The organism is Stappia sp. TSB10P1A (genome assembly GCF_900185725.1).
In the GTDB taxonomy this organism is placed as follows: Bacteria; Pseudomonadota; Alphaproteobacteria; order Rhizobiales; family Stappiaceae; genus Stappia.
The window spans coordinates 1-26,224 of record NZ_FYAU01000014.1; the positions used below are offsets into that span (position 1 = coordinate 1).

At 69.4% G+C, this 26,224-nt stretch carries 24 protein-coding genes and 1 riboswitch; of the genes, 13 read left to right on the top strand and 11 right to left on the bottom strand.

Annotated features, from left to right (window positions below; all coding sequences use genetic code 11):
• Positions 1–422: 422 nt before the first annotated feature.
• From TSB10P1A_RS03560 to TSB10P1A_RS03595, 8 genes are all read left to right on the top strand, one after another.
• On the top strand, positions 423–1,349 hold the full coding sequence (locus TSB10P1A_RS03560) for an NAD(P)-dependent oxidoreductase (RefSeq protein ID WP_186386527.1): 927 nt from the start codon (positions 423–425) through the stop codon (positions 1,347–1,349).
• Complete coding sequence (locus tag TSB10P1A_RS03565; protein ID WP_244292952.1) at positions 1,342–2,607, top strand: alpha/beta fold hydrolase; 1,266 nt, start codon at positions 1,342–1,344, stop codon at positions 2,605–2,607. Before TSB10P1A_RS03560 ends, TSB10P1A_RS03565 begins: the two co-directional genes overlap by 8 nt.
• Before the next feature lie 11 nt (positions 2,608–2,618).
• Positions 2,619–3,029, top strand: coding sequence for a carboxymuconolactone decarboxylase family protein (locus TSB10P1A_RS03570; RefSeq protein WP_186386529.1), 411 nt, complete (start codon positions 2,619–2,621; stop codon positions 3,027–3,029).
• Between the two features lie 50 nt (positions 3,030–3,079).
• Positions 3,080–4,309, top strand: a complete 1,230-nt coding sequence (locus tag TSB10P1A_RS03575) for an ABC transporter substrate-binding protein (protein WP_208985355.1) — start codon at positions 3,080–3,082, stop codon at positions 4,307–4,309.
• An 85-nt stretch (positions 4,310–4,394) separates the two neighbouring features.
• Positions 4,395–5,285 (top strand): branched-chain amino acid ABC transporter permease, encoded by an 891-nt coding sequence (locus TSB10P1A_RS03580; protein WP_244292954.1) that lies wholly within the window; start codon positions 4,395–4,397, stop codon positions 5,283–5,285.
• Positions 5,282–6,271, top strand: coding sequence for a branched-chain amino acid ABC transporter permease (locus tag TSB10P1A_RS03585; protein ID WP_186386530.1), 990 nt, complete (start codon positions 5,282–5,284; stop codon positions 6,269–6,271). Before TSB10P1A_RS03580 ends, TSB10P1A_RS03585 begins: the two co-directional genes overlap by 4 nt.
• Positions 6,268–7,008, top strand: coding sequence for an ABC transporter ATP-binding protein (locus tag TSB10P1A_RS03590; protein WP_186386531.1), 741 nt, complete (start codon positions 6,268–6,270; stop codon positions 7,006–7,008). Before TSB10P1A_RS03585 ends, TSB10P1A_RS03590 begins: the two co-directional genes overlap by 4 nt.
• A 29-nt stretch (positions 7,009–7,037) precedes the next feature.
• Entirely contained in the window at positions 7,038–7,742 is a 705-nt protein-coding gene (locus TSB10P1A_RS03595) for an ABC transporter ATP-binding protein (protein WP_186386730.1), read from the top strand.
• Between the two features lie 63 nt (positions 7,743–7,805).
• Here the strand turns inward: TSB10P1A_RS03595 and TSB10P1A_RS03600 are convergent, their stop codons facing one another.
• The 4 genes from TSB10P1A_RS03600 to rnk form a co-directional block, all read right to left on the bottom strand.
• Positions 7,806–9,053 (bottom strand): D-amino acid dehydrogenase, encoded by a 1,248-nt coding sequence (locus tag TSB10P1A_RS03600; RefSeq protein WP_186386532.1) that lies wholly within the window; start codon positions 9,051–9,053, stop codon positions 7,806–7,808.
• A 28-nt stretch (positions 9,054–9,081) separates the two neighbouring features.
• Entirely contained in the window at positions 9,082–9,825 is a 744-nt protein-coding gene (locus tag TSB10P1A_RS03605) for a sulfite exporter TauE/SafE family protein (RefSeq protein WP_186386533.1), read from the bottom strand.
• A 29-nt stretch (positions 9,826–9,854) separates the two neighbouring features.
• Positions 9,855–10,406, bottom strand: coding sequence for a nucleoside-diphosphate kinase (locus tag TSB10P1A_RS03610; protein ID WP_186386534.1), 552 nt, complete (start codon positions 10,404–10,406; stop codon positions 9,855–9,857).
• Between the two features lie 165 nt (positions 10,407–10,571).
• On the bottom strand, positions 10,572–11,003 hold the full coding sequence (rnk, locus tag TSB10P1A_RS03615; RefSeq protein WP_186386535.1) for a nucleoside diphosphate kinase regulator: 432 nt from the start codon (positions 11,001–11,003) through the stop codon (positions 10,572–10,574).
• 427 nt (positions 11,004–11,430) lie between these two features.
• Positions 11,431–11,647: riboswitch (cobalamin riboswitch) on the top strand.
• Positions 11,648–11,826: 179 nt separating this feature from the next.
• Here rnk and TSB10P1A_RS03620 point away from each other — a divergent pair.
• The 5 genes from TSB10P1A_RS03620 to TSB10P1A_RS03640 are packed head-to-tail and all read left to right on the top strand — an operon-like array spanning position 11,827 to position 17,518.
• A complete protein-coding gene (locus TSB10P1A_RS03620) occupies positions 11,827–13,815 on the top strand; it encodes a TonB-dependent siderophore receptor (RefSeq protein WP_186386536.1) in 1,989 nt (662 codons plus the stop codon).
• On the top strand, positions 13,790–14,713 hold the full coding sequence (locus TSB10P1A_RS03625; RefSeq protein ID WP_186386537.1) for an ABC transporter substrate-binding protein: 924 nt from the start codon (positions 13,790–13,792) through the stop codon (positions 14,711–14,713). Before TSB10P1A_RS03620 ends, TSB10P1A_RS03625 begins: the two co-directional genes overlap by 26 nt.
• Positions 14,710–15,708 carry an iron ABC transporter permease gene (locus tag TSB10P1A_RS03630; protein ID WP_186386538.1) on the top strand — a complete coding sequence of 333 codons (999 nt, stop codon included), beginning with the start codon at positions 14,710–14,712 and terminating at the stop codon, positions 15,706–15,708. Before TSB10P1A_RS03625 ends, TSB10P1A_RS03630 begins: the two co-directional genes overlap by 4 nt.
• Positions 15,705–16,493 carry an ABC transporter ATP-binding protein gene (locus tag TSB10P1A_RS03635; protein ID WP_244292956.1) on the top strand — a complete coding sequence of 263 codons (789 nt, stop codon included), beginning with the start codon at positions 15,705–15,707 and terminating at the stop codon, positions 16,491–16,493. The genes TSB10P1A_RS03630 and TSB10P1A_RS03635 overlap by 4 nt, the downstream gene beginning before the upstream one ends.
• On the top strand, positions 16,490–17,518 hold the full coding sequence (locus TSB10P1A_RS03640; protein WP_186386539.1) for a hypothetical protein: 1,029 nt from the start codon (positions 16,490–16,492) through the stop codon (positions 17,516–17,518). Before TSB10P1A_RS03635 ends, TSB10P1A_RS03640 begins: the two co-directional genes overlap by 4 nt.
• A gap of 27 nt (positions 17,519–17,545) precedes the next feature.
• Here TSB10P1A_RS03640 and TSB10P1A_RS03645 read toward each other — a convergent pair whose 3' ends face one another.
• The 7 genes from TSB10P1A_RS03645 to TSB10P1A_RS03675 all read right to left on the bottom strand — a co-directional run bounded on the left by TSB10P1A_RS03645 (position 17,546) and on the right by TSB10P1A_RS03675 (position 26,173).
• Positions 17,546–19,342, bottom strand: a complete 1,797-nt coding sequence (locus TSB10P1A_RS03645) for an ABC transporter ATP-binding protein (protein WP_186386540.1) — start codon at positions 19,340–19,342, stop codon at positions 17,546–17,548.
• The gene (locus tag TSB10P1A_RS03650) at positions 19,339–20,253 is read right to left on the bottom strand and encodes an ABC transporter permease (RefSeq protein ID WP_244292958.1); all 915 of its coding nucleotides are present in this window, start codon (positions 20,251–20,253) and stop codon (positions 19,339–19,341) included. The genes TSB10P1A_RS03645 and TSB10P1A_RS03650 overlap by 4 nt, the downstream gene beginning before the upstream one ends.
• Positions 20,250–21,191 carry an ABC transporter permease gene (locus TSB10P1A_RS03655; protein WP_186386541.1) on the bottom strand — a complete coding sequence of 314 codons (942 nt, stop codon included), beginning with the start codon at positions 21,189–21,191 and terminating at the stop codon, positions 20,250–20,252. The genes TSB10P1A_RS03650 and TSB10P1A_RS03655 overlap by 4 nt, the downstream gene beginning before the upstream one ends.
• A 171-nt stretch (positions 21,192–21,362) precedes the next feature.
• Complete coding sequence (locus TSB10P1A_RS03660) at positions 21,363–22,904, bottom strand: ABC transporter substrate-binding protein (RefSeq protein ID WP_186386542.1); 1,542 nt, start codon at positions 22,902–22,904, stop codon at positions 21,363–21,365.
• A 67-nt stretch (positions 22,905–22,971) separates the two neighbouring features.
• The gene (locus tag TSB10P1A_RS03665) at positions 22,972–23,685 is read right to left on the bottom strand and encodes an SDR family NAD(P)-dependent oxidoreductase (RefSeq protein ID WP_186386543.1); all 714 of its coding nucleotides are present in this window, start codon (positions 23,683–23,685) and stop codon (positions 22,972–22,974) included.
• An 11-nt stretch (positions 23,686–23,696) separates the two neighbouring features.
• Positions 23,697–24,875 carry an FAD-binding oxidoreductase gene (locus tag TSB10P1A_RS03670; RefSeq protein WP_186386544.1) on the bottom strand — a complete coding sequence of 393 codons (1,179 nt, stop codon included), beginning with the start codon at positions 24,873–24,875 and terminating at the stop codon, positions 23,697–23,699.
• A complete protein-coding gene (locus tag TSB10P1A_RS03675) occupies positions 24,872–26,173 on the bottom strand; it encodes an FAD-binding oxidoreductase (RefSeq protein WP_186386545.1) in 1,302 nt (433 codons plus the stop codon). The genes TSB10P1A_RS03670 and TSB10P1A_RS03675 overlap by 4 nt, the downstream gene beginning before the upstream one ends.
• Between the last annotated feature and the right edge of the window lie 51 nt (positions 26,174–26,224).

Consider the following 26,224-nt stretch of genomic DNA (forward strand, 5'->3'; position numbering starts at 1 on the left):
GTGGACTTGCTTCGGTGACGGCCGAGAGGATGCGAGACCGTGCTTCTTTCTCGGGGTGACGGCCGAGAGGATGCGGGGCTGTGCCTCCGTTTCAGGCTGACGCTCAAGCGTCCGCCCGACCTACTCCGCCCAACCGCTTCCCGACCTCCCGCCTAGCGCCCCCCCGACGCCCCCCCCCCCCCCCCCCCCCCCCCCCCCCCCGACGGCCTCGCGCCCTTCTTCTTGCGCATGTTCACACCCGTATCGCGATCTCGGCCGCGGCGGGTTTGCCAGCAGGGGCAGGTGGTTGCGCGACTGATTGACAGATTGTCTGATAATCTGCTAATGCCGTCCTGTCAGTTATGCAGAGGCCGCAAGCAGGGGCCGGAGAGGCCGCGCGGCGGCGTCCGGCGAAGCGTTGCGGCAGGCGGGGAGTTGCGGACATGGTCGGGCAGTCGGGCGGAAAACCGGGCCAGAAATCAGGTGCGGGCACGAAGATCGCCTTCATCGGCCTCGGGCGGATGGGGCTGCCGATGGCGGTCAACCTGCTGAAGGCCGGCTACCAGGTCACCGGCTACGACCGCTCGAAGGAGGCCGGCGCCGCCTTCGCCGCCAAGGGCGGGAGGTCAGCGGCGAGCGCCCGCGCGGCGGCAAACGGCGCCGACATCGTCATCACCATGCTGCCGACCTCGGCCATCGTCGCCGCCTGCCTCATTGGCGAAGAGAACGCGCTGGCGGATGCGGCGCCGGGCGCGCTGGTGATCGACATGAGCTCGTCGGTGCCCGCCGACACGCTGAAGCTCGCCGAGGCGCTGACGGCGCGCGGCCTGTCGCTGGTCGATGCGCCGGTCTCCGGCGGCGTCGGCAAGGCCATCGACGGCACGCTGGCGATCATGGTCGGCGGCGAGGCGGGCGATGCGGCCCGCGCCGAGCCGGTGCTGAAGGCGATGGGCGAGCGGATCTTCCGCGCCGGCAAGCTGGGCGCCGGCCATGTGATCAAGGTGCTGAACAACTACGTCTCGGCGGCCGGTGCGCTGGCGGCGGTGGAGGCGCTGATCGTCGGCCGCGAGTTCGGCCTCGACGAGGGCGTGATCACCGACATTCTCAACGCCTCGACCGGGCGCAACAACACGACCGAGAACAAGGTCAGGAAGTTCATCCTGTCGGGCGCCTTCAACTCCGGCTTCGACCTGGCGCTGATGTCGAAGGATATCGGCATCGCGGCGGGGCTCGCAGGCGACCTCGGCCTCGACATGAAGCTGCTGGCGCGCACCTCGCAGGAGTGGACCGCGGCGACGGACGAGCTGCCGGCCGGCGCCGACCACACCGAGATCTACCGCTATGTCGACGGCGGGGCGCGCCGTGGCTGACCTGCTCGCCGCCCTTGCCGGCCGCCTCGAGGCCGCCTCCGGCGACCCGGAGCTGACCCGGTTGTCGCCGGGCCTTGCCGTGGCGCTGGCGATCCGCGCGGGCGAGGCGCGCGCCGTGCTGCGGATCGCGGCGGGCAGGGTGGAGCCGGCGGGCGCGGACGCATCTGCCGAAATCGAGATGCACCTCGGCGAGGGCGTGCTGGAGAAGATGCTGCAGGTGCCCCCGCCGCCGCGCCACCAGGGCTTCACGGCGCTGCAGATCGCCAATCCGGGCGTGACGGTCGAGGGCGACGACCTCGTCATCGCGCGGGCGCGCGCCGCGCTGGAGCGGCTGTTCGAACTGGCGCTGGCCGCGCCCGAGCTCGCCGCGCCGAGGCGCATCCGGCCGAGCGAAGGGGTAACCGGGCGCAGGATCACGCTCGACTGCGCCGAAGGGCCGCTGGAGATCCACACCGACATTGCCGGGCGCAAGGGCGCGGTGCCGCTGGTCTTTTTGCATACGGCGGGGGCGGATGCGCGCCAGTTCGAGGCGCAGATGGCCGACAGCGCGCTGGGCGAGACTCATGAGCTGCACGCGCCGGACATGCCGTTCCACGGGCGCTCGCTGCCGCCGCTTGGCTGGGACGGCGCGCCCTACGCCCTGACGGCGGAGCGCTATCTCGACTGGGTGAAGGCCTATCTGGCGCAGGTCGTCGGCCGGCCGGCGATCCTTGCCGGCTGCTCGATGGGCGCGGCGGTGACGCTGGTCTGCGCGGCCCGCGCGCCGGAGCTGCTGCGCGGCGTGCTGGCGATCGAGCCGCCCTACCGCGCCAAGGGGCGGATCCACCGCGGCCAGAACGATGTCGGCGTCCATGCCGGCCTGCACAACGGCGCCTTCGTGCGCGGGCTGATGGCGCCGACCTCGCCGGAAGGCTACCGCCGCCGCGCCGCCTGGATCTACTCGCAAGGGGCGCCGGGCGTCTATCAGGCGGATCTCGGCTTCTACTCGCTGGAATTCGACGGCGAGGAGACCGCCCCGATGGTGGATGCCGCCCGCCTGCCGGTGGTGCTGCTGTCGGGCGCCTACGACTATTCGGCAACGCCGGAGGACGGCGCGCGGCTCTGCGCCCTGATGCCGGGCGCCCGCCAGATCGTCATGCCCGATCTCGGCCATTTCCCGATGACCGAACATCCCGACCTTTTCGCCGGCTACCTGGACCAGGCGCTGGCGCTCCTCGCCGCCGGACCCGGCGACCAACCCTCGAACGCGAGCAACTGAAGGAAGTGAACATGAGCACGAAGACCATGCGCCCCGACGGCACGCCGGCCGGCGAACGGTTCGAAGCCGGCCTCAAGACCCGCCGCGAGGTGCTGGGCGACGACTACGTGAACGCCTCGGTCAACAAGGCGACGGACTACAACTGGCCGATGCAGCAGCTCGTCACCGAATATTGCTGGGGCGATGTGTGGAATCGTCCCGGCCTCGGCCGCCGCGAACGCTCGATCCTCAATCTCGGCATGATCTCGGCGCTCGGCCGCAGCCACGAGCTGCGCCTGCATGTGCGCGGCGCGATCAACAACGGCCTCACCAAGGAAGAGATCCGCGAAATCATGCTGCAGGTCGCGATCTATTGCGGCGTGCCGGCGGGGATCGACAGTTTCCGCACCGCCCAGGACGTCTTCGACGAAATGGGCATCTGATTGCGCCGTGCCCGGAGCGACATCCGGGCAATCATTCCAGGGAGGAAGCAATGACCAAGACCACGACGAAATCCCCGTTCAGCCTGTCGCGCCGCCAGGTGCTGGCGGCCGGTGCCGCAACGGCGCTGACCATGCCGTTCTACGCGCGCCGGGGCTTTGCCGCCGACACGATCAATGTCGGCGTGATCCAGCCGCTGTCGGGCGCCAATGCCCAGTTCGGCATCAACTCGCGCAACGGCATCCAGCTCGTCGCCGACGAGATCAATGCCGCCGGCGGCATCCAGTCGATGGGCGGGGCGAAGATCAACCTGATCATCTCCGACGCCACCTCCAACCCGACCCAGGCCGCGACCGTGGCGCAGCGGATGATGTCGCAGGACGGCGTATGCGCGGTGCTCGGCGCCTTCGCCTCGTCGCTGACGCTGGCGATCTCCGAGGTGACCGAGCGGCGCGGCGTGCCGCTGCTCACCATGTCCTTCTCGGACCAGGTGACGGGCCGCGGCTTCCGCAACATCTTCCAGGTGGTGTCCAAGGCCTCGCAGCTCGGCAGCGCGACGATCACCCACACGCTCGACCTTGCCCGCAAGGCCGGCGACGAGATCACCAAGATCGCCATCATGTATGAGGACACCGCCTACGGCACATCGCAGGCCGGCGGCCTGCGCGCCGCGGCGGAGGCCAACGGCATCGAGGTGGTGATGGACGAGGCCTATCCGCTCGGCATCACCGACGTGTCGCCGCTGATCAACCAGCTTCGCCGCACCCAGGCCCAGGCGGTGTTCCCGGTCTCCTACCTGAACGACAGCCTGCTGATCATCCGCAACATGCGCCAGCAGGGCATCAACCTGCCGACCATCGGCGGCGCGGCGGGCTATATCATCCCCGACTTCCGCAACGGCCTCGGCGAGCTTGCCGACGACGTGCTGTCGATCTCGCCGGCGGCCTACGATCAGGCGCCGGAGTTCACCGAGCGGTTCCGCGAGCGCTTCGGCTATTTCATGGTGCACGAGGCGCAGGAGCACGCCGCCTGCATGGGCGTGCTGGCCTCGGCGCTGGAGAAGGCCGGCAATGCCGACCCGCGCCAGCTCCGCGAGGTCATCGCCGCCGAGACCTTCGACGAGGGCTGGGCCACCGTCATGTCGGGCGGCAAGATCAAGTTCGACGAGACCGGCCTCAACATCCACGCGGTGCCGATGATGGTGCAGTGGCGCGGCGACGAGCTGGTGACCGTCGCCCCGGCGGAATACGCCAAGGCCGAGGCCGTCTGGCACCGCCTCTGATCCCGACCTCAAGCCCCCGCTGAGGGGCTGCCAGGCGACCGGGAGGGTCCTCAAGCGCCCTCCCGGCGAACCTTGTGAGGGGACCATGGAATACCTCATCATCCTGCTTCAGACCCTGCTCGACGGGATCATGATCGGCGGCGTCTACGCGGTGCTGGCGATCGGTCTCAGCCTCGTCTTCGGCGTCATGCACATCGTCAACTTCGCCCATGCGGAGTTCATGATGATCGGCATGTTCATCGGCTGGGCGTGCTGGCACTTTCTCGGCCTCGACCCGATGCTCGGCGCCTTCATCGCGCTCGCCGTGACCTTCGGCTTCGGCATGGTGCTGCAGCGCGTGCTGATCCGCCCGGTGCTCGGCGCGCCGCAGGTCGCGCAGATCTTCCTGACCGTCGGCATGCTGTTCGCGCTGGAAAACGCCGCCCTGATGATCATGGGCGCCGAATACCGCTCGGTGACGACGCCCTACCAGACCCAGTCGCTGACGCTGTTCTCCCATGGCGCGGAGCGGGTGCTGGTCGGCATGGACAAGCTCTATGCCTTCCTGATGGCCCTGCTGTCGGGCAGCGCGGTGTGGCTGTTCCTCAACAAGACCCGCTTCGGCGCGGCCATGCGTGCGACCTCGCAGGACCCGATGGCGGCCAAGCTGATGGGCGTCAACACCGACCTGATGTACGCGGTCGCCTTCGGCCTCGGCGTCGGCACCACCGCCTTCGGCGGCTCGGTCGTGCTGCCCTATATCACCGCCTCGCCGGCGGTCGGCTCGGGCTATGCGGTGCTGATGTTCACGGTGGTGGTGCTCGGCGGCCTCGGCTCGGTGACCGGCGCGATCATCGGCGGCATCGCCGTCGGCATCATCCAGTCCTTCTCCGCCCTGTTCATGCCGATCCAGCTCCAGAACCTCGCGCTGTTCGTGGTGTTCATCCTGGTGCTGGCGCTGCGGCCGGAAGGCATCGTCGCCCGGAGGCGCTCATGACCCGCGCCGAGACCCTGTCCATCGCGCTGCCCGCGCTGGTCGTGCTGGCGCTGATCATCGCCCCGCTCGGCCTCGATCCCTATGGCTACACGCTGCGCATCCTGTGCCTGATGCTGCTGTTCTGCGCCATGGGCCAGGCCTGGAACATCGTCGGCGGCCTCGCCAACCAGATCTCGCTCGGCCACGCGGCCTATTTCGGCATCGGCGCCTACAGTTCGACGATCCTGTTCGGCTCGTTCGGCCTCTCGCCGCTGATCGGCGTGTTCGTCGGCATGGCGCTGGCGGCGCTCTTCGCGCTGGTGCTGTCGCTGCCGACGCTCAGGCTCAAGGGCCACTATTTCGCGCTGGCGACGCTTGCCGCCGGCGAGGTGGCCCGCGTCGTCGCCAATTCCTGGACCAGCCTGACCGGCGGGCCGGTCGGCATCTCCGTGCCCTATCGGCCCGATGCCGGCTTCTGGGCGCTGCAGTTCCAGACCGTGCTGCCGAACTACTACCTGTTCCTCGGCGCCATGGTCCTGGTGTCGCTGGTGTTCTGGCGGGTCCAGACCTCGGCCTTCGGCTATCGGCTGCGGGCGATCAAGGAGAACGAGACGGCGGCCGAGGTGATCGGCGTCAACACCTACCGGGTGAAGCTGCATGCCTCGCTGCTGTCGGCGGTGCTGACCGCGATGCTCGGCACGCTCTATGCCCAGTTCCAGTTCTTCTTCGATCCCGACACGATCTTCGGCGTGGCGACGATCTCGGTGAAGATGGCGCTGATCGTCATCCTGGGCGGTGCCGGCCGGCTCTATGGCCCGTGGATCGGCGCGGCGGTGATCATTCCGCTGGAAGAGATGGCCAATTCCTATCTCGGCAACTCCATCGCCGGCCTGTCGCAATTCGCCTATGGCGTGCTGCTGATCGTGGTGATCCTGCTCAACCCGCGCGGCCTGATCTCGCTGTTCGAGTCGCTGCGCGACCGGCTCAAGCGGAGGCAGCGCGCATGAGCGGCCAGCTTCTCGAGGTGCGCAACGTCACCCGCCGCTTCGGCGGCCTGGTGGCCAATTCCAACGTCGCCTTCACCGTCGCGCCGGGCGAGATCGTCGGCCTGATCGGCCCGAACGGCGCCGGCAAGACGACGCTGTTCAACGTGCTGGTCGGCATCTATCCGCCGAGCTCGGGCGAGGTGATCTTCGACGGCAAGAGCATCGGCGGGATGAAGCCGCACCAGATCGCCAAGGCCGGCCTGACCAAGACGTTCCAGAACGTCGCGCTGTTCGCCGAAACCTCCGTGCTCGACAATGTCGTGACCGGCGGGCTGGTCAACCGCAGCCTCACGGACGCGCGCCGCTTCGCCGCCGAGTGCCTGGAGCGGGTCGGCATCGGCGCCATTGCCGGCAAGAAGGCGGGCGACCTGTCCTTCCCCGAGCGCGCCCGCGTCGAGGTGGCCCGTGCCCTGTGCACCTCGCCGAAGCTCCTGCTGCTGGACGAGGTGATGGCGGCGCTGACGCCGGCGGAGATGGAGGAGATCATCGAACTGGTGCGCTCGCTGCGCGACGAGGGCATGACCTTCATCGTCGTCGAGCACCACATGAAGGCGGTGATGAAACTGTGCGAGCGGCTGATCGTGCTGAATTTCGGCGAGATGATCGCCGACGGCACGCCGCAGGAGATCGCCAGCAACCGCAAGGTGCTGGACGCCTATCTCGGCGCCAATTTCACGACGCAAGGGGAGGGCCACTGATGCAGGCCACGGCCAGTCACACGGACGTCCTGCTGGAGATCGGCGAACTGACCGCCGGCTATGGCGCCCAGCCGGTGCTGCACGGCATCTCGCTGCATGTGGCGCGCCACGAGTTCGTTGCCGTGATCGGCGCCAACACCGCCGGCAAGAGCACGCTTTTGCGCGCGATCTCCGGCCTTCTGCCGCAGTGCCGGGGCCGCATCGCCTTCGAGGGGCGCGACCTGACGCGGATGAAGGCGCATCAGATCGCCGGCCTCGGCATCGCCCATGTTCCGGAAGGGCGCCATGTCTTCCCCGAGATGACGGTGGAGGAAAACCTCAGGATGGGCGCCTTTTCGCATGCCGACCGGGGAGCGGTGCAGCAGGCGCTGGAGCGGGTGTTCGAGCTGTTCCCGCGGCTGAAGGAGCGGCGGGCGCAATATGCCGGCTCGATGTCCGGCGGCGAGCAGCAGATGGTGGCGGTCGGCCGCGGCATGATGCTGGAGCCCAAGCTCCTCATCCTCGACGAGCCGAGCCTCGGCCTTGCGCCGATGGTGGTGGAGGAGATGCACCAGCGCTTCCTCGACATCCACCGCTCCGGCGTCACGGTGCTGCTGGTCGAGCAGAACGTGTCGCTGGCCCTGCACAGCGCGGAACGGGCCTATGTGATGGCCTCGGGCGCGATCGAGATCGAGGGCTCGGCGCGCGAACTGCTGCATGACGACCGCATCCGCAAGGCCTATCTGGGCATCTGAGCGCGGATAGAAAAACGGGCGGCCCGGCAGATGTCGGGCCGCCTTTTTCAGGTTCGTTCGCCCTCAGCGCGAGGGCGACAGGGCGGCGATGTCGATCTCCGGCGCGCGGCCGTCGACGAGATCGGCGATCACCCGGCCGGAGCCGCAGGCCATGGTCCAGCCGAGCGTGCCGTGGCCGGTGTTGAGGAACAGCCGGCCGATGCCGGAGGGGCCGACATAGGGCGGGCCGTCCGGCGTCATCGGCCGGTGGCCGCACCAGAACGTCGCCTGCGCCGGATCGGCGCTGCCGCCGAACAGATCGCCGAAGGAATGTTCGAGCGCTGCCCGCCGCGCGGCGCGCAGCGCCGTGTCGAAGCCGCCGAGCTCCGCCGTGCCGCCGACGCGGATGCGCGCGCCCAGCCGGGTGATCGCGGTCTTGTAGGTCTCGTCCATGACGGTGGAGACCGGCGCCAGCGCCTCGTCGCGGATCGGGAGGGTGAGCGAATAGCCCTTCACCGGATAGATCGGCAGCTTGATCCCGAGCGGGGCGAGGGCCGCCGGCGAATGGGCGGCGAGCGCCAGCACATAGGCATCGGCCTTGCGGGTGCCCCTTGAGGTCAGCACCTCGACGATCTCGCCGCCCTCGTGCGAAAAGCCGATGAACTGCGTGCCGAAGGAAAAGCGCACGCCGAGCTCCGCCGCCATCCCGGCAAGGCGGGTGGTGAACATCTGGCAGTCGCCGGTCTCGTCGTCCGGCAGCCGCAGGCCGCCGGCGAACTCGGCCCTGGCATGGGCGAGCGCCGGCTCTGCGGCAATGCAGCCGTCGCGGTCGAGCACTTCGCAGGGCACGCCGAACCGGCGCAGCACGTCGACATCCTTGGCGACGCCGTCGAGCTGTTTCGCGGAGCGGAAGAGCTGCAGCGTGCCGAGGCTGCGCCCGTCATAGGCGATGCCGGTCTCCTCCCGCAGGGCGCGCAGCAGGTCGCGGCTGTACTCGGCGATCGGCACCATGCGCGCCTTGTTCACCGCATAGCGCGCCGAGGTGCAGTTGCGCAGCATCCTCAGCATCCAGCCCCACATGGCCGGATCTGCCCTGGGGCGCACCACCAGCGGGCCGTGCTTCATGGTCAGCCAGCCGAGCGCCTTGAGCGGCACGCCGGGTCCGGCCCAGGGGGCGGAATAGCCGGGCGAGACCTGGCCGGCATTGGCGAAGCTCGTTTCCATGGCGGCCGCCTCGCGCCGCTCGATCACCTCGACCTCGTGACCGGCACGGGCAAGATACCAGGCGGTGGTGACACCGATGACGCCGCCGCCGAGAACCAGAACTTTCATGTTGGAACTGCCTGATGTTGCGGCGCCGTCAGAAGACCAGGCGCCAGAAGAAGATGACACTCATGAGCCCGCCGACGGCGATGACGATGGCCCGCACCGCCTGTCGCGGCAGCGCGCGGGCGACCGGCGCGCCGGCATAGCCGCCGATGGTGGCGGCGACCATCATCAGGATGGCCTGCGGCCAACTGACGAGGCCGGCCGCGGCGAAGGTCGCGACCGAGATGGCGGAGAGGACGAAGGAAAGGCCGGTCTTCAGCCCGTTCATCGTGTTGAGGTCGCGCAGGCCCCACAGCGAGAACAGCGCCAGCAGCACGATGCCGAGGCCGCCGTTGAAATAGCCGCCATAGATCGACACGAGCACGGTACCGAGCGGCCCGCCGGGCGCAAGGCGCTGCCGCTGCGCCCAGATCTGCAGCCGGTCGGCGAAGGCGAAGGTGAGGGTGGCGGCAAGCAGCAGGAAGGGGACGACGGCCGAGAACGCCTCGTTGGAGGAGACCAGCAGCAGCAAGGAGCCGAGGAACCCGCCGAGCGCCGTGACGAGGACGACGCGCAGCAGCAGGCCGCGATCGATGGCGGCAATCTCCTTGCGGAAGCCGACGGCGCCGCCGAGATAGCCGGGAAACACGGCAACCGCGCTCGTCGCATTGGCCGCCACCACCGGCACGCCGGTATAGACGAGCGCGGGGAAGGTGAGGAAGGTGCCGCCTCCCGCGACCGTGTTGAGCATGCCGGCGGCGAAGGCCGCCGCCGCCAGCACCAGGTAATCGAGCATGGCTGTCGTCTCCAGATCGGACGCGGGCGTCAGGCCGCCGAGGGGCCGGGGTCTTCCGGCCCCTTATAGCCGCCGGCCGGCGGGCCGTCCGCGCCGGGCAGGGCGCCATGCACCAGTTTCAGCACGGGCCGGCGCCGCGCCGGCTCGGGAATCGCCTGCGGCAGGCCCTCCGGCGTCGTGCCGCCGCGCCGGGCGGCCTCCGGCTGGAAGTGGACCTTCTGCAGCAGGACCCGCTCGGGGTGTCCGGCCGCATCCGTCAGAACGAATTCCTCGCCCTCCGACAGGCCGAGCAGGGCCAGCCCGCGCCGGGTGGTGATCGGCAGGAACATCCCCATCGGCATGGACAGGTGGTCGTGCGAGATCACCCGCGTGTCGGGCGGGCGGCCGTCGACGCTGTAGGTGACGCGGCTGCTCAGGGTCGCGACCGTCTCCGGCACGTCCTCGCGGAAGACGATGGTCGCCGTCTCGAGCTTGCGCTTGAGGATCGGCACGAGAGGATCCTCGCGGCCGCGGCGGCGGTCGCGCATCACCTCGAGAATGGTGAAGTCCTTGGTGGTCAGGATGCAGGTCTCGGTGGACATCGCAGGTCTCCAGCGCTCCGTCCGCGGAGCGGCAAAGGTGAAACGGATCGGAGTCCCCTGGCCGCTTGCGGTAGCGGCACAGGGGTTAGGATCCTGCGATGAGACAGCCTCCGAAGATGGCCAGCCGGTCGCGTGGCTTCGGCTCTTTCGTCGACGCGGTGGCGCTCATGCCGGCCGCGCCTCGGCCTCGGCCACGGCGGGGGGCTCGACGCTCTCCACGGTCAGCCGGTGGGTGCGCCCGTCGAGAGCCGTCCAGTCGATGGACTGGCCGGCGGACAGGCCGACCAAGGCGGCGCCGATCGGGGTGAGGACGGAAATCTTGCCCTCGGCGATATTGGCCTCGCCCGGGAAGACCAGCGTCACGGAGCGGTCCTCGCCGGCATCGGTGGTGAAGCGCAGCCGCGATCCCATGCGCACGACGTCGGCGGCAATGCGCCGGTCGTCGACGATGCGGGCGCGGTCGAGCTCGCTCGCCAACTGCTCGGCGACAGCGGGATTGCGGGTGGAAATGGACTCGGCAAGCCCGGACAGCCGCTCGTGGTCGGAGCGGGTCACGGTGATGGCGGGCTTGCGCCGCTTGCGGGTATCTGGAGCCATTCTCGGCGTCCTTGCAATGTTGTAAGGCCGCCGACGCACAAAGGCGCGCGTCGGGCGGTCTGGATCTCGTGAGGGGAAGTGTTCGCCGCCGTTATGGCCTGCTGTGTGCCCGCGAGGGGACGAGCCGGCCTATGCCCCGCGGCCGGGGCGCGACGCGACCTAGCCGGGGGTCAGTGTCCCGCGATGGGGCACACCCTGAAAACGCAAATCTGGCGCGGTGCGGTCGTGTTCATGCCCCGAAGGTCGGTGCTTGGCCGGCGAAAGTCAAGTGGTGGCTTTTGCGACCGGGCGACAGCGGGAACGGATTCGCCCGCTGGAGGGAGCGCGCCCCCCGCCCCGCCACGCCCGAAGATCACCTGACGCAGCGTCCGGTTGCAGCGGCGAACGGGACGGCGACAGACGATTGACTCGGGCGCGCGAAACCGCTCTCTTTGACGCCGACAGAGGTTCCGGACATGTCCGGATGAAAAGGGAACACGGTGAGGCGTACCCAACAGGGACCGAAACCGTGGCTGCCCCCGCAACTGTGAACGGAGAGTGGACGTTCGAAGGCCACTGACCCCGCCGCCAAAGGCAGGGTTGGGAAGGTGAATGTCCGCGATGACCCGTGAGCCAGGAGACCTGCCCCTGTCGGTCACCCGATCTTCGACGCGGGGTGTGTCGAGGCGCGGCTTTCCGTTGAGGTGACACCCGAAACCGCCTGCGCCCGCAGGCCGCCGCCTTGCGCCGTCGCGCTTGGGGGGCGTGCCTGCGTCCGCCGGCTCGTGCCGTATCGCGACGGAGCGCCGAGGGGCGTTCCGGCGCACGTCAGGGGTGTGTCTGGATGAGGTTCATTTTGAGGGGCGCCTTGCGCGCCCGGCCGTTGGCTGCCGTGCTGGGGGCCGGAATGGGGGCGGCGATGATTGCCGCGCCGGGCGATGCCCGCGGTCAGGATTTTGAAGAGGAGGCGACGCAGCTCGACCGGATCGTCGTCTCGGCCGGGCGCACGCCGGTCGCCGCCGAGGCGGTGGGCCGGGCGCATACGGTGATCACGGGCGAGGAGCTGGAGACGACGCAGACGCGCTATGTCGCCGATGCGCTGCGCAAGGTGCCGGGCATCGCCGTCTCGCGCACCGGCGGCAATGGCGGCATGACGCAGATCCGCATCCGCGGCTCGGAGGCCAACCACGTTCTGGTGCTGATCGACGGCATCGAGGTGGCGGCGACCTCCAGCGGCGAGTTCGACTTCGGCGGATTGCAGGTCGCCGATATCGAGCGGATCGAGGTGCTGCGCGGCCCGCAAAGCGCCATCTACGGCTCCAATGCCAGCTCCGGCGTCATCGCCATCACCACCAAGGGCGGCCTGCGCAACGACCTGAAGATCACCGGCCGGGCGGAAACCGGCACCGACAAGACGGTGGCCGGCCATGTCGGCGTGCGCGGCGGCGGCGAGAGATACGACATCGCCGTCTCCGGCGCCTGGCGCCAGAACGAGGGCTTCAACATCTCGCAATTCGGCTCCGAGAAGGACGGCGACCGCAACGCCACGCTGAACGGCCGCTTCAACTGGGACATCACCGACGCGCTGAGCCTCGATCTCAGCGCCCGCTATGTCGACCGCAAGTCGGACACGGACGACCAGGACTCCGCCTGGCCGCCGACGCCGACGCCGACGGAGGGCCTCGTCATCGACACGCCCGGATACAACGCGACGAAGGAGTTCTACACCGGCGTCGGCCTGTCCTGGTCGCTGTTCGACGACCGGCTGGTGCAGAAGGCGCGGGCCAAATACACCGGGCTGGAGCGGCGCGGCTTCAATACCGGCAGCCTGAACGGCAATGACGACCGCCGGCTGCACCTCAGCTATCAGGCGACGGTAACGGCGGCGACGCCGGACTTTCTCGATGCCGAGCACAGTCTGACCGGCGCCGTCGAATGGGAGCGCGAGCACTACAAGAACGCCTTTCCCGCCTTCGATCCCTCGCAGATCCCCGGCAAACAGCGCGACCTGACCAGCTATGTCGCCGAGTATCGCGGCGCCTTCCTCGACACGGTGTTTCTCGGCGCGGGCCTGCGCTACGACCGCAACGACCAGTTCAAGGACACGCTGACCTACAGCGCCAGCGCCGCCTATCTGCTGCGCGAGACCGGCACGCGCTTCCATGCCTCGATCGGCACCGGCGTCACCAATCCGACCTTCTTCGAGCAGTTCGGCTTCATCCCGGCGAGCTTCACCGGCAATCCGAACCTCAGGCCGGAGAAGAACTTCGCCTGGGACATCGGCATCGAGCAGCGGTTCTGGGACGGGCGCGCCGTCGCCGACGTGACCTATTTCAACGAGCGGCTGGAGGACGAGATCTGGACGCCCTGGGTGCCGGGTGTCGGCTCCTCGCCGGCCAATATGGCGGGCACCAGCAAGCGCCAGGGCATCGAGGTGTCGCTCGGTGTCGAACTGCTCGCCGATCTCTCCGTCAAGGGCACCTATACCTATCTCGATGCGACCGAGCCGAGCGGGCTGGAGGAGGTGCGCCGGCCCAAGCACTCGGCCTCGCTCAGCCTGGTGCGCGGCTTCGACGAGGGACGGGGAACCGTCTTTCTCGATGCGATCTTCAACGGCCGGATGAAGGACAGCGAGTTCATCAGTGCGACGCCACAGACCCGGGTGACGCTCTCCGAGTATTTCCTCGTCAATGTCGGTGCCGACTACAGGATCTCGGAGAATTTCACGGTCTATGGACGGGTCGAGAACCTGCTCGATCAGCGCTACCAGGAAGTCTACAGCTATCGGGCACAAGGATTGACCGCCTATGCGGGCATCAAGGCAAGCTTCTGACGCAAGGCGCGGGGCGGCGGGGCGTGTCCTCGCCGTCCTGCTGGCGCTGGCGCTGGCGGTTCCGGCCCCTGCGGCTCTGGCGGCGGGCGAGGCGCCCCGGCGCGTCGTCTCGATGAACCTGTGCACCGACCAGATCGCCATGCTGGTGGCCGCGCCCGGCCAGCTCGTCTCGGTCTCGCATCTGGCGGCGAGGCCGGACGTCTCGTTGATGAGCGCTGAGGCGGCGGGGCTCGCGATCAATCACGGGCTGGCGGAGGAGATCTTCCGCCTCGACCCCGACCTGGTGGTGGCCGGCACCTATACGACGCGGGCGACGGTCAACCTGTTGCGGCGCCTGGGGCGCCGGGTGGAGGAATTCCGCCCCGAGGCGAGCTTCGCCGACATTCGCGAAAACGTCCGCCGGATGGGCGAGCTGCTGGGGCGCGAGGCTGAGGCCGCGCGGCTGATCGCCGCCTTCGATGCCGAGGCGGCGGCGCTGGCCGCCGCGCCGCCGGGCGAAGATGCGCCGGGAAAGGGGGCACCGGTGCTCGGCTCCTTCGGCGCCAACAGCTACACGTCGGGTGCCGGCACGCTGGAAAACGCCATCGTCGGCGCGGCGGGCCTGCGCCATCTCGGCGAGGATCTGGCGATCACCGGCACGACGCGGCTGCCGCTGGAGGCCTTGGTGCTGGCCGATCCGGACTATGTGCTGCTGTGGGAGCGTTCGCTCGGCGATCCTTCGCGGGCGGCGGACATCCTGCGCCATCCGGTGCTGGATGCGCGGTTTTCGAGCGAGCGGCGGCTTTCCGCCGACAGCCGCGCCTGGATCTGCGGCACGCCGCTGACGCTGGAGGCGGTCAAGCGGCTGCGCGCCGAGGCCAGCGGCGGGACCTCCAGGCACAGGGAGGAGGGCCGATGAGCGCGGACCGCCGCTATCCGCTGCTGCTGGCCGGCCTTGGGCTGCTGGCCGCGCTGCTGTTCCTCGCCTCGCTCGGGATCGGCCAGGTGTGGATCGATCCGATGACGCTGACGGCAGCGTTCAACGACACGGACAGCGCCGAGGCGCTGATCCTCGCCGAAATCCGCCTGCCGCGCGCGCTGCTGGGCGCGGGTATCGGCGCGATCCTCGGCCTGTCGGGGGCGGTGCTGCAGGGCTTCCTGCGCAATCCGCTGGCCGAGCCGGGCCTGCTCGGCATTTCCGCGAGTGCCTCGCTCGGCGCGGTGATCGCGATCTATGCCGGGCTGACGGCGCTGCACCCTTATGCGCTGCCGCTTTGCGCGCTGGCCGGGGCGCTGGTCGCGGTGACCCTGGTGCAGATGCTGGTGGGGCGCTCGGGCGATATCCTGGTGATCATCCTCGCCGGTGTCGCGCTGTCCTCGCTGGCCGGGGCGCTGACCTCGCTGGCGCTGAACCTGTCGCCGAGCCCCTTTGCGGCGCTGGAAATCGTCTTCTGGATGCTCGGCTCGCTGACCGACCGCAGCCTCGTCCATGTCGGGCTGGCGCTGCCGTTCATCGCGGTCGGCGGCGTCATGCTGGCGCTGACGGGGCGGGCGCTCGATGCGCTGGCGCTGGGCTCGGATGTTGCCCGCAGCCTCGGCGTCAATCTCGACCGCACGCGGGTGCTGGCGGTGGTGGGCACCGCCATCGGCGTCGGCGGGGCGACGGCGGTGAGCGGGGCCATCGGCTTCGTCGGGCTGATCGTGCCGCATCTGCTGCGCCCGCTGGTCGGCCATCGGCCCTCGCGCCTGCTGCCGGCCAGCGCGCTGGGCGGGGCGGCCTTCCTGCTGGCCGCCGATATCGCCGTGCGGGTGGTGATGCCCGAGCGGGACCTGAAGCTCGGCGTCGTCACCGCCCTTCTCGGCGCGCCGTTCTTCCTCTGGCTGCTCATCAGCCTGCGCGGGAGGTCGGCATGATCCGTCTCGACTGCGACAGCGTCACCGTGCGCCGGGGCGCGCGCGAGACCTTGCGGGGGATCTCGTTTTCCTGCGACCGGCCGCAGCTCGTCGGCGTGATCGGCCCGAACGGGGCGGGCAAGTCGACCCTGATGCGGGCGATGACCGGATTGCAGGCCCATGCGGGCAGCATCCGCTGGCAGGGCTGCGAGCTGGCCGCGATGCCGGCAAGCGAGCGCGCCCGGCTGATCGGCTACATGCCGCAGGAGCGGACGGTGCACTGGCCGATGGAGTGCATCGAAGTGGTGCTGCTGGGACGGTTGCCGCATCGAGGCGGGGTCGGCGGGGCCTCGGCCGAAGACCTGCGCCAGGCCCGCGAGGCGATGGAGCGGATGGATGTGGCGGGCTTTGCCCGCCGGCCCTTCGACACGCTGTCGGGCGGCGAGCAGGCGCGGGTGCTGATCGCCCGGATGCTGGCGCAGGCCCCGCATGCCTGCATCGCCGACGAGCCGGTGAACGGCCTCGACCCGGCGCACCAGATCGCCCTGATGCAGGTGCTGGCCGACCTTGTCGCGGAAGGGCGGCCGGTCTTCGTGTCGCTGCACGACCTGACGCTGGCGAGCCGCTGGTGCGACCGGCTGCTGCTGCTCGACGGCGGACGGCTCGTCGCCGACGGGACGCCGGGCGAGGTGCTGGACGAGAACCGCCTTGCCGGCGTCTACGGCATCCGCGCCGAACATATCGACATCGGGGGGCGGCCCTCCGTCGTCCCCAGCCACCTGATTGCCAGGGAGGGACCACGTTGAGCCTCATCGACATTCTCGCGGAACGGCTGGCCGACCGCGGGGCCGGCTGGAGCATCGGCTCCTTCGGCGCCATCGCCGAATTCCACCAGCGCGCCGACGACGAACTGCGCCTCGACCGGCCGCAGGAGCTGTGCCGGGTGACCGGCAAGGGCGGCATCCGCCTCGATCCGCAGGCGGTGAGTGAGGCGGCGGCCATCGCCTTCGAGACGCTGAGCCCGCGCGCGCATCGCTGGGGCCAGGGGCTGGCGCTGTGCCTGCCCGAGGAGCAGGCCGCGGTGACGCAAAGGGCGGTGCTGAGCGAGCTGGGGCCGGACGCGGACGCCCTGCGCGAGGAGGACCGGGAGGCGGTGCTCTTCGACATGGGGCTGGCGCAGCCGCAGGTCGAATTCTGCATCCGCACCAGCGATCCCGATCTGCTGGCGATCCTGCGGGGGAATGCCGGCCGCTCGGTGATGGATCCGCAGAACCCGGCGATGGCGGCGATCCTGCGGGCGCATCCGCACCGGGTGGTGCGGTCCAAACTGGGGCGGGTCGAGGTCTATCAGAAGATCGGCGGGCCGGACACCGGCGGCGTCTCGCCGGACGGGCCGCACACCCATGTGCTGCCGAAGCTCCTGCGCTCGCGGCGCACGCACTCGGCCAACACCCCGATCCCGCAAGGGCTGGTGCCCTGCGCCATGCTGCATCCGGCAAGCGCGGTGGCGGGCGCGCAAGGAGAGGACATCGCCTTCGACGCCGCCCGCCACGAGGCGTTCCAGGAGCTGCTGCGCCGCTATGGCCTGCCGGACTATGTGGCGATCAAGGACAAGGTGCTCGACGCGCTGGAAGAGGGGATGGAGGACGCGCTCACCGAGCCGGACAGCCGGCTGACCCGCACGGGCTTGCGCATCGCGCTGCGCCAGCTCGGGCGGCAGGCGGAGGCGGTCGGCCGGCCGAACCTTGCCCGCCGCATCGAGCGGCTGCGCCGGCGCTTCGACCGGGCGGAGGAGCCCGGCGAGACGGACGAGGACCGGCCGGGCCATTGAGGCGGCCGGTCCCCGTTCGGTCAATTTTCAGAACTCCCGCACCATGTGGCCCTCGCCGACCGGATACATGCGCGAGGGCGGGCGGGCCCAGTCGAGGGCGCGCACCGGGCTCTTCAACTCGTCGGTGAGCAGCCCGCCGCGCTGGCGCTTGTCGGCGGGATCGGGCACCGGCACCGCCTCGATCAGCTTCTTGGTGTAGGGGTGCTGCGGGTTGCGCAGCACCGCGTCGCGCGGGCCGATCTCGACGATCTCGCCGAGCAGCATCACGGCGATGCGGTGGCTGACCCGCTCGACCACGGCGATGTCGTGGCTGATGAAGAGGTAGGCAAGGCCGAGCTCCCGCTGCAGGTCGAGCATCAGGTTGACCACCTGCGCCTTGATCGAGGCGTCGAGCGCGGAGACGGATTCGTCGGCGACGATCATCTTCGGCGACAGCGCCAGGCTGCGGGCGATGCAGATGCGCTGGCGCTGGCCACCGGAGAACTCGTGCGGGAAGCGCAGCGCGTGCTCCTCCTTCAGCCCGACGAGGCGCAGCAGCTCGTTGACCCGGTCGGGGATCGCCTCGTCCGGCAGGAGCCCGTGCACGCGGATCGGTTCGGCAATCGCCGAGCCGACCGCCTGGCGCGGGTTGAGCGAGCCGTAGGGGTCCTGGAAGATCATCTGCAGCCGCTGGCGGGCAAGGCGCAGTTCGGCATGGCTCGCGGCCATCAGGTCCTTGCCCTCGAACAGGATCTCGCCGCCGGCCGGCTGCACCAGCCGCAGGATCGAGCGGCCCGTCGTCGACTTGCCGCAGCCCGATTCCCCGACCAGCGCCAGCGTCTCGCCGGCGGCAAGCGTCAGCGACACGTCTTCGACCGCATGGACATTGCCGACCGGCCGGTTGAGCAGCCCGCCGCGCACGGAGAACCGCGTCGTCAGGTTGCGCACCTCCAGGAGCGGCGCGCCGCGCAGGTCCGGCTCGTTGTCGGGCTCGGGGCCGGCGCCGGTGTCGTCGAGCCTGGGGAAGCGGCGCGGCGTCTTGGTGTCGCCGAGCCCGCCGAGACGGGGCACGGCGCCGAGCAGCATCTTGGTATAGGGGTGCTCGGGCGCGGCGAACAGCCGGCCGACGGGGGCTTCCTCCACCTTGTCGCCGCGCAGCATGACGACGACCCGGTCGGAGATCTCGGCGACGACGCCCATGTCATGGGTGATGAACATCACCGCCATGCCGATCTCGCCCTGCAAGTCGCGGATGAGCTGGAGGATCTGCGCCTGGATGGTGACGTCGAGCGCGGTGGTCGGCTCGTCGGCGATCAAGAGCTTCGGCTGGCAGGCGAGCGCCATGGCGATCATCGCCCGCTGGCGCATGCCGCCGGAGAAGGAATGCGGGTACTCGCCGATCCGCCGTTTCGCGTCGGGAATGCGCACCAGGTCGAACAGCCGCAGCACCTCCGCCTCGGCCTGCGCCTGGCTCATGTCGCGATGCCGGCGCAGCACCTCGGCGATCTGGAAGCCGATCTTCAGCACCGGATTGAGGCTGGTCATCGGCTCCTGGAAGATCATGCCGATGTCGCCGCCGCGCACGTCGCGCATCGCCGCCTCGTCGAGCGCGAGGAGATCGCGTCCGGACAGGCGCACCGAACCCTCGATGCGGCTCGAGCCTTCCTGCAGCAGCCGCATGATCGACAGCGCGGTGACCGACTTGCCGGAGCCGGATTCGCCGACGATGGCGACGGTCTCGCCGGTGTCGATGGTGAAGTCGAGATTGCGCACCACCGGCACGAAGGCGCCGTCGATGCGGAAGGAGGTGGTGAGGCCTTCGACCTTGAGAACGGGCTCGGTCATTGTTCCCCCTTCAGTCGCGGGTCGACCGCATCGCGCAGGCCGTCGCCCAGAAGGTTGAGAGAGAAGACGACGACGAGGATCGCCAGCGAGGGGAAGAGGGCCAGCCAGAAACTGTCGAGAATGTTCTCGAAGCCCTCGCGGATCATGCCGCCCCAGGTGGCCGTCGGCGGATTGACGCCAAGGCCGATGAAGGCGAGCGAGGCCTCGACGCGGATGGCGGTGGCGAGCCACAGCGAGCCCATCACCAGCACTTCCGGCGCGATGTTCGGCAGGATGTGGCGGAACATCAGCCGCAGATGCGAATAGCCGAGCGCGTGGCCGGCCTCGATGAACTCGCGGTTCTTGACCGCGATGGTCGGCGCCCGGGCGATGCGCGCAAACGGCGGGATCGCGGTGAGCGAGATGGCGATGACGAGATTGGCGACCGACGGGCCGAGCATGGCGACGACGATCAGGCCGAGGATCAGCGAGGGGAAGGCCAGCAGCACGTCCATCACCTGCATGATGAGAAGGTCCGTGCGGCCGCCGAAATAGCCGGCGATCAGGCCGATCAGCGTGCCGATGATCATCGCCGAGCCGATGGCGAGCAACCCGATGGTCAGCGAGATGCGGGCGCCCCACAGGATGCGCGAGAGCGTGTCGCGGCCATAGTAGTCGGTGCCGAACCAATGCGCGTCCGTCGGCGGCCTGAGGCGGTAGAGGATGTTCTGCTGCAGGGGATCGTAAGGGGCGATCACCGGCGCCAGGATCGCCAGCAGCGCGACGATCAGGAACACGGCAAGGCCGACCCACGAGGTCTTGTTGGCGTTGAAGGCGTTGAACAGACCCGAAAGCACCGTCGCGATCGCGAGGCGGTAATAGGTCATGCGCGACGGGCGTTGGCCGGTCGCGGCGCTCGGCTGGGTCGTCATGAGTATTTGATCCTCGGGTCGATCAGGCCATAGGTCAGGTCGGTGATCAGGTTCACCAGCACGACGATCAGCGTGTAGATGACCATCATGCCCTGCAGCATCGTGTAGTCGCGCTGGTTGAGCGCGCCGACGATCAGCTTGCCGAGACCGGGGCGGTTGAAGACGATCTCGGTCAGCACCGAATTGCCGATCAGGATGCCGAGATAGAGGCCGACGACGGTGACCACCGGGATCAGGGCGTTGCGCAGGCAATGCCGCCAGACGATGATCGCGAAGGCGAGGCCCTTGGCCCTGGCCGTGCGCACATAGTCCTGGTTCAGCACCTCCAGCATCGCCGAGCGGGTGACGCGGGTGATGTAGGCGGCCATGATCAGGCCGAGATTGATCGCCGGCAGGGCGAGATCGCGCAGCCGGTCGGCAAGGCCGCTGCCCTGGCCCGAGCTGATCACCGGGAACCAGCGCAGGTGGATCGAGAAGAACAGGAGCAGCAGCACCGCCGAGACGAAGGCCGGGAACGACAGGCCGAGCAGCGAGCCGATGCGGGCGAGATAGTCCGGCAGCTTGTTGCGCCGCACCGCCGACCACACGCCGATGGGCACGCCGACGACGATGCCGAGGATCAGCGAGGCGACGGTGAGTTCGATGGTGGCGGGGAGGACCTTGAGGATCTCCTCGATCACCGGCCGGCCGGAAACCATGGAGACGCCCCAGTCGCCGACCACGACGCCGCCGAGAAAGACGAAATACTGCTGGTAGAGCGGCACGTCGAGGCCGAGGCGCACGCGCAAGGCCTCCAGCGCCGACTGGCTGGCCTGGTCGCCAAGGATCGCCATGGCGGGATCGCCCGGCAGCACGCGGACGATGAAGAAGACGATGGTCAGCACGGCGAACAGCGTGATCGCCGCGAAGCCAAGTCGCTTGAGAACGAATGCGGTCATGTAGGCGAGCCTCCGTCGCCGATGGGCGGGACGGCCCGCTTGCACGGGTCTCCTGCCATGGCGGATGAGATCGCTGCCCCCGCCGGGCACGCCGGGCGGCCGGCGGAAGCAGCGTCGTCACTTGCCGGAGCGGCCTTGCGGCCGCCCGGTGCGGAGCTTACGCGTCGCTTCTCACTGCGAGAAGGACGCGGCTTCGGTGACGGGCGGGCTGAGGTTCAGCGAGCCGTTCACCTCGACGCCGAGGTCGAGCGTGTCCTTCCACGCCCACAGCTGCATGCTCTGCACGATCGGCACGACGCAGACCTCTGCCATGATCTTGCGCTGGGCCTCGGCCCAGTACTCGAGCTGCTTCTGCAGGTCGCCCTCGACCCGTGCCGCCTCGATCTCCGCATCGGCGACCGCGCAATGCGAGAAGTTGGCGACGGCCGTCGGCGTGCCGACGATGGCGGCCGAATGGTAGAACTGCGAGAGGTAGACGTCGGCCACCGGGAAGCGCGCGGCGGCGTAATGCGTCACCTGGCTCATGTCCTTGCGGATCTGCTCGTGGAACGTCGCGTGCTCGACGGTCTCGATCTCCAGGTTGATGCTCGCCTCGCGCAGCAGGGCCTGGATCGCCTCCATGGTGGTGAGCATGCCCGGCAGCGTGGTGTGGATCGCCTTGATCGTCACCCCGTCCGGATGGCCGGCCTCGGCGAGCAGGGCCTTGGCCTTCTCCACCGAATACTCGTAGATCGGCACATCGTCGGTGAAGCCGAGATTGCCTTCCGGCACCGGCGAGAGCGCCGCCAGCGTGACGTCCGGTCCCTTGAACTGGACCATGGCATCGCGGCTGATCGCATGGGCGACGGCCTGGCGCACGCGCAGATCGTCGAGCGGCGGCATCTTCATGTTGAGGTGGATGACCGACATTTCGCCCGGCGTCATCACCGAGACGACGGCGCCCGGCACCTGCTTGATGCGCTCGACCCAGGTCTGCTCCTGCTTGCCGTAGATCATGTCGACTTCGCCGGCCTGGAAGGCCAGGTCACGCGAGGAGTCGGAGGGGATGTAGCGGTAGAAGATCTCCTTGATCTTCGGCTCGCCGCGGAAGTAGTCCGGATTGGCGACCAGCTTCACATATTGCTGCGGCTGGTATTCGGCGAACATGAAGGGGCCGGTGCCGATCGGGGTGCGCTGGAACTCGTCGCCGAGCGCCTCGACCGCGTCCTTGCAGACGATGTTGCCGCCATGATACGGCACCAGGAGGCCGAGCAGGCTCGGGATCTTGTTCTTGAGCTTGATGGTGACTTCCAGCGGGCCGGTGGCCTCGACGCTCTCGAACGCCGCATAGTCCTTGGCGAAGGCGGAAATGTCGGCATTGGCCGAGCGGTTCAGCGAATAGACGACGGCCTCCGCGTCGATCGTGCCGTAGTCGCCGTGGCATTTCACGTCGTCGCGCAGGGAGAAGACCCAGGTCAGGCCATCCTCGGAGGTGGTCCAGCTCGTGGCGATGTCCGGCTCGATGAACTCCGGATTGGCCTCGCCCGGCTTGATCCGCACCAGGCCGTTGAACATCCAGTGAAGGAGGCCCTTGTCGGGGGTCGAGGTCGCCACATGCGGGTCGAGCTTGCCGGCATCGGCGCTCGCCATGCCGACATTCAGCGTCGTTCCGGCGGCATAGGCCTGTCCTGTCGCCAGCAAGGCTGCGAGTGCAATTCCCAGTCCGGTTTTCATGGTCCTGTCCTCTGGTCGTTGTTGGTCTTGTTTTGTCTATGGGGCCCTGTTGTTGTGACGCTGCTCCTCACAGCGTGTCTTCGAGCCGGCAGTTTACCAGCATTTCCGCCATGGCTGCCGTATTCGGCAGGGCCAGCGCCAGGGCGGCAATCTCGGCGAAGTCGTCGGGATGGATCATCTCCTCCCGCGCGATCTTGGTGATCCCGTCGGTCAGATCCGTTGCGACGAAACTCGGGCAGATGGCGGTGGCGCGCACGCCGTGGTCCCAGCCGATGCGGCGGGTGCCATGGGTCAGCGCCATCAAGGCGTGTTTGGTCATGTTATAGGCAACGTTCTCGTTGCGCACGCGCTTGCCCGACAGCGAGGCGACATTGATCACCCGGCCGCTGCCGGCGGCCTTCAGATGCGGCAGGCAGGCCCGCGTCAGGAACAGCGGCCCCTTGACGTTGATGGTCCACAGCGCGTCGAGGTCTTCCTCCTCGCCGCTCTCGATGGAGAAACTGTTGGAGGTGCCGGCATTGTTGACCAGCCCGTCGAGCCGGCCGAAGCGGGCGAGCGTCGCGGCGAGCCAGGCCTCGTGCGAGGCGCGGTCGGCGGCGTCATAGCGGGCGCAGAGCAACCGGTCGCCCGGCGCATCGGCCAAGAGTTCGGCGAGCGCATCCGGGTTCCGCGCGCCGGCGCTGACGCTGTAGCCGGTGTCGAGCAGCTTGCGGGTGATCGCCAGCCCGATCCCCCGGCTGGCGCCGGACACCATCACCACGCGGCCTTCGGGATCGAGCATTGACGTCTCCTCTATCCGTGCAGGGTGAGCGGCGCGTCCGGGCCGGACTGCGCGGCGAAGCGGCCATAGCGGAAGGCGGACACGTCGTGGCCGGGATCGCGGCCGAGCGCGATGCGGCCGGCAATGGCGCCGGTGACCGGGCCGATGCCGAAGCCATGGCCGGAAAAGCCGGCGGCGACGACGGCATTGTCGAGGCCGGGCAGCCGGTCGATGACGGGCAGCGCGTCCGGCGTCAGGTCGAGCGCGCCGGCCCAGCACTCGGCCAGTTCCACCTCGGCGAAGCCCGGCAGCACCTCGGCGACCTTGGCAATGGTCTCCTGGATGGCGCGCATGCGCGGGCGGATGGTGGGGCGTCCGCCGGTCTCGACGATCTCGCCGGCCCAGTCCTCCATGCCGCTGGTCACCCGCATGCGCCCGTCGTTCTCCTGGCGGGCCGCCATGTTGGCATTGGCGACGCCGAGCACGGGGGTGAGCATCGGCCGGCAGGGGGTGCTGCGCAGCACCGTCACCATCGGCCGGCGCAGGGGAATGGGGTGGTCCAGCGGGACGAGCAACTCGTTGACGAGGACGCCGGCGGCGATCAGCACCGTGCCGGGGCTCAAGGTGCGGCGGTCGGTGACGACGCGCAGGACGCGCGTGCCGTCCGTCTCCAGCCGCAGGACGCGCTCGCCGAAGGCAAGGCGGGCGCCGAGGCTCTCGGCGCGGCTCGCATAGGCGGTGACGGTGGCTATCGGGTCGGCATGACCGTCGGACGGGCAGAAGGAGGCGGCGAGCACCCGGTCGGAGAGCGCCGGGGCGATCTCGCGCACGCTGGAAAGGTCCGGCAGGAAGGAGAGCTGCAGGCCGGCCCGGGTCTGGTCCTCGACCAGCGCGCGGATCGTCGCGACTTCCGCATCCGTGCGGGCAAGGCGCAGGTTGCCGGAGCGGCGATAGCCGGTCGGCGCGCCGAGATGTTCGTGAAGATCCTGCCAGAGCTCGACGGCGGCCAGCGCCAGCGGCAGCTCCGCCGGATGGCGGCCCGACTGGCGCACGCCGGCCAGCGTCCAGCCCGAGGCCATGGCGGCGGGGCCGTAGGCGTCGATCACCTCCACACTCGCGCCCGCCCCGGCGACCTCGAGCGCTGCCGCGGTGCCGGTGATACCGGCGCCGATGACGAGCACGTCGGGCGTGGCGAGGGCGGGTGAGGTCATGCGGCCGCCTTCGATTTTCTGCCGAAACGGGTGTAGGCGAAGGGCTTCGTGTCGACCAGCGGCGCCTCGCCCTCGATCCGCTGGACCACCAGGCGGGCAACGCCGGGGCCGATGCCGAAGCCGTGGCCGGAGAGGCCGGTGGCGATGACGAGGCCGGACCAGCCGGCGGGCTCGTCGACGACGGGGATCTCGTCCGGCAGGACGTCGATCAACCCGCCCCAGGTCTCGGCGATCTCGACCCCGTCGAGGCGCGGATGCAGGGTCTTGGCCGAGGCCAGCACGTCGCGCAGCAGGCGGGCGTCCGGCGCCGGGTCCATCACCCGCACCTCTTCGAACGGGGTGACCTCGTCGGCCTGCCAGCGATGGCGGCCGAGCGGGCCGAAGAAGTCGCCGCTGAGGCGGACCTTCATGATGCGCCAGCGGTCGGCGAGGATCGGCAGGAAGTCGACGAAATGGCGGAAGGCGGCCGGCACGAGCTGGAACTCCGCCGCGCCCGCACGGGCGATGGTGTAGCCGCCGTCGGCGCGCCGGCGCAGCGAGGCCCTGGTGGCGCCGATGGTGCCGGCAATCACCTCGGGGCCGGCCGTGGTGCGCAGGACCGAGGATTTCACCGCGAGCTGCGGCAGCGACAGGCCGAGATTTTCCAGGAAGGTGCGCGACCACACGCCGCCGGCCAGCACCACGCTCTGGCAGGCGATCTCGCCATGCTCGGTGACGACGGAGCGGACCTTGCCGCCGGCGCGCTCGACCGAGCGCACCGCGCAGCCCTCGATGATCGTCGCGCCGAGGCGGGCGGCGTAGCGCGCCATCGCCGGCACGGCGAGGGTGGGTTCGGCGGTGGCGTCGGACGGCGTGTGCAGGGCGCCGACGAACTGCCGGTCGTTGCGCTTGAGAAGGTCGTCGGTCTCCTGCGGGCTCAGCAGGCGCGCGCCGTGGTCGAAGCCGGCATTGTCGCGCAGCCAGTCCTCGTGCTTTGCCAGTTCCGCCTCGTCGGCGGCGACATAGGTGGTGCCGCGAATGCCGTAGCCGATGTCCTCGCCAAGGCGCGGGGCGAGATCGCGCCACATGGCGGCGCTCTCGATCATCAACTGCAATTCGCGGCTGTCGCGGCCGGCCTTGCGGATCCAGCCCCAGTTGCGCGAGGACTGTTCGCCGGCGATGCGGCCCTTCTCGCACAGGACGACGGGAATGCCCTTTTCGGCGAGGAAGAGGGCGGTGCAGACACCGACGATGCCTCCGCCGATGACAACGACCTGCGTGCTTGCCGGCACCTGCCGGCGATCGTCTGCCGTGCTCACCTTGCCCCTCCAGACTGTGGCCTGTTGTCACAGTGCGAAGGCGCCGGGTAT

Coding starts and splice junctions, on each gene's coding strand:
- TSB10P1A_RS03600 (WP_186386532.1), bottom strand. CDS start 9,053: ATGAAAGTTCTGGTTCTCGGCGGCGGCGTCATCGGTGTCACCACCGCC.
- TSB10P1A_RS03585 (WP_186386530.1), top strand. CDS start 5,282: ATGACCCGCGCCGAGACCCTGTCCATCGCGCTGCCCGCGCTGGTCGTG.
- TSB10P1A_RS03630 (WP_186386538.1), top strand. CDS start 14,710: ATGAGCGCGGACCGCCGCTATCCGCTGCTGCTGGCCGGCCTTGGGCTG.
- TSB10P1A_RS03625 (WP_186386537.1), top strand. CDS start 13,790: ATGCGGGCATCAAGGCAAGCTTCTGACGCAAGGCGCGGGGCGGCGGGG.
- TSB10P1A_RS03665 (WP_186386543.1), bottom strand. CDS start 23,685: ATGCTCGATCCCGAAGGCCGCGTGGTGATGGTGTCCGGCGCCAGCCGG.
- TSB10P1A_RS03580 (WP_244292954.1), top strand. CDS start 4,395: ATGGAATACCTCATCATCCTGCTTCAGACCCTGCTCGACGGGATCATG.
- TSB10P1A_RS03575 (WP_208985355.1), top strand. CDS start 3,080: ATGACCAAGACCACGACGAAATCCCCGTTCAGCCTGTCGCGCCGCCAG.
- TSB10P1A_RS03645 (WP_186386540.1), bottom strand. CDS start 19,342: ATGACCGAGCCCGTTCTCAAGGTCGAAGGCCTCACCACCTCCTTCCGC.
- TSB10P1A_RS03670 (WP_186386544.1), bottom strand. CDS start 24,875: ATGACCTCACCCGCCCTCGCCACGCCCGACGTGCTCGTCATCGGCGCC.
- TSB10P1A_RS03650 (WP_244292958.1), bottom strand. CDS start 20,253: ATGACGACCCAGCCGAGCGCCGCGACCGGCCAACGCCCGTCGCGCATG.
- TSB10P1A_RS03590 (WP_186386531.1), top strand. CDS start 6,268: ATGAGCGGCCAGCTTCTCGAGGTGCGCAACGTCACCCGCCGCTTCGGC.
- TSB10P1A_RS03660 (WP_186386542.1), bottom strand. CDS start 22,904: ATGAAAACCGGACTGGGAATTGCACTCGCAGCCTTGCTGGCGACAGGA.
- rnk (WP_186386535.1), bottom strand. CDS start 11,003: ATGGCTCCAGATACCCGCAAGCGGCGCAAGCCCGCCATCACCGTGACC.
- TSB10P1A_RS03570 (WP_186386529.1), top strand. CDS start 2,619: ATGAGCACGAAGACCATGCGCCCCGACGGCACGCCGGCCGGCGAACGG.
- TSB10P1A_RS03655 (WP_186386541.1), bottom strand. CDS start 21,191: ATGACCGCATTCGTTCTCAAGCGACTTGGCTTCGCGGCGATCACGCTG.
- TSB10P1A_RS03635 (WP_244292956.1), top strand. CDS start 15,705: ATGATCCGTCTCGACTGCGACAGCGTCACCGTGCGCCGGGGCGCGCGC.
- TSB10P1A_RS03605 (WP_186386533.1), bottom strand. CDS start 9,825: ATGCTCGATTACCTGGTGCTGGCGGCGGCGGCCTTCGCCGCCGGCATG.
- TSB10P1A_RS03560 (WP_186386527.1), top strand. CDS start 423: ATGGTCGGGCAGTCGGGCGGAAAACCGGGCCAGAAATCAGGTGCGGGC.
- TSB10P1A_RS03620 (WP_186386536.1), top strand. CDS start 11,827: ATGAGGTTCATTTTGAGGGGCGCCTTGCGCGCCCGGCCGTTGGCTGCC.
- TSB10P1A_RS03610 (WP_186386534.1), bottom strand. CDS start 10,406: ATGTCCACCGAGACCTGCATCCTGACCACCAAGGACTTCACCATTCTC.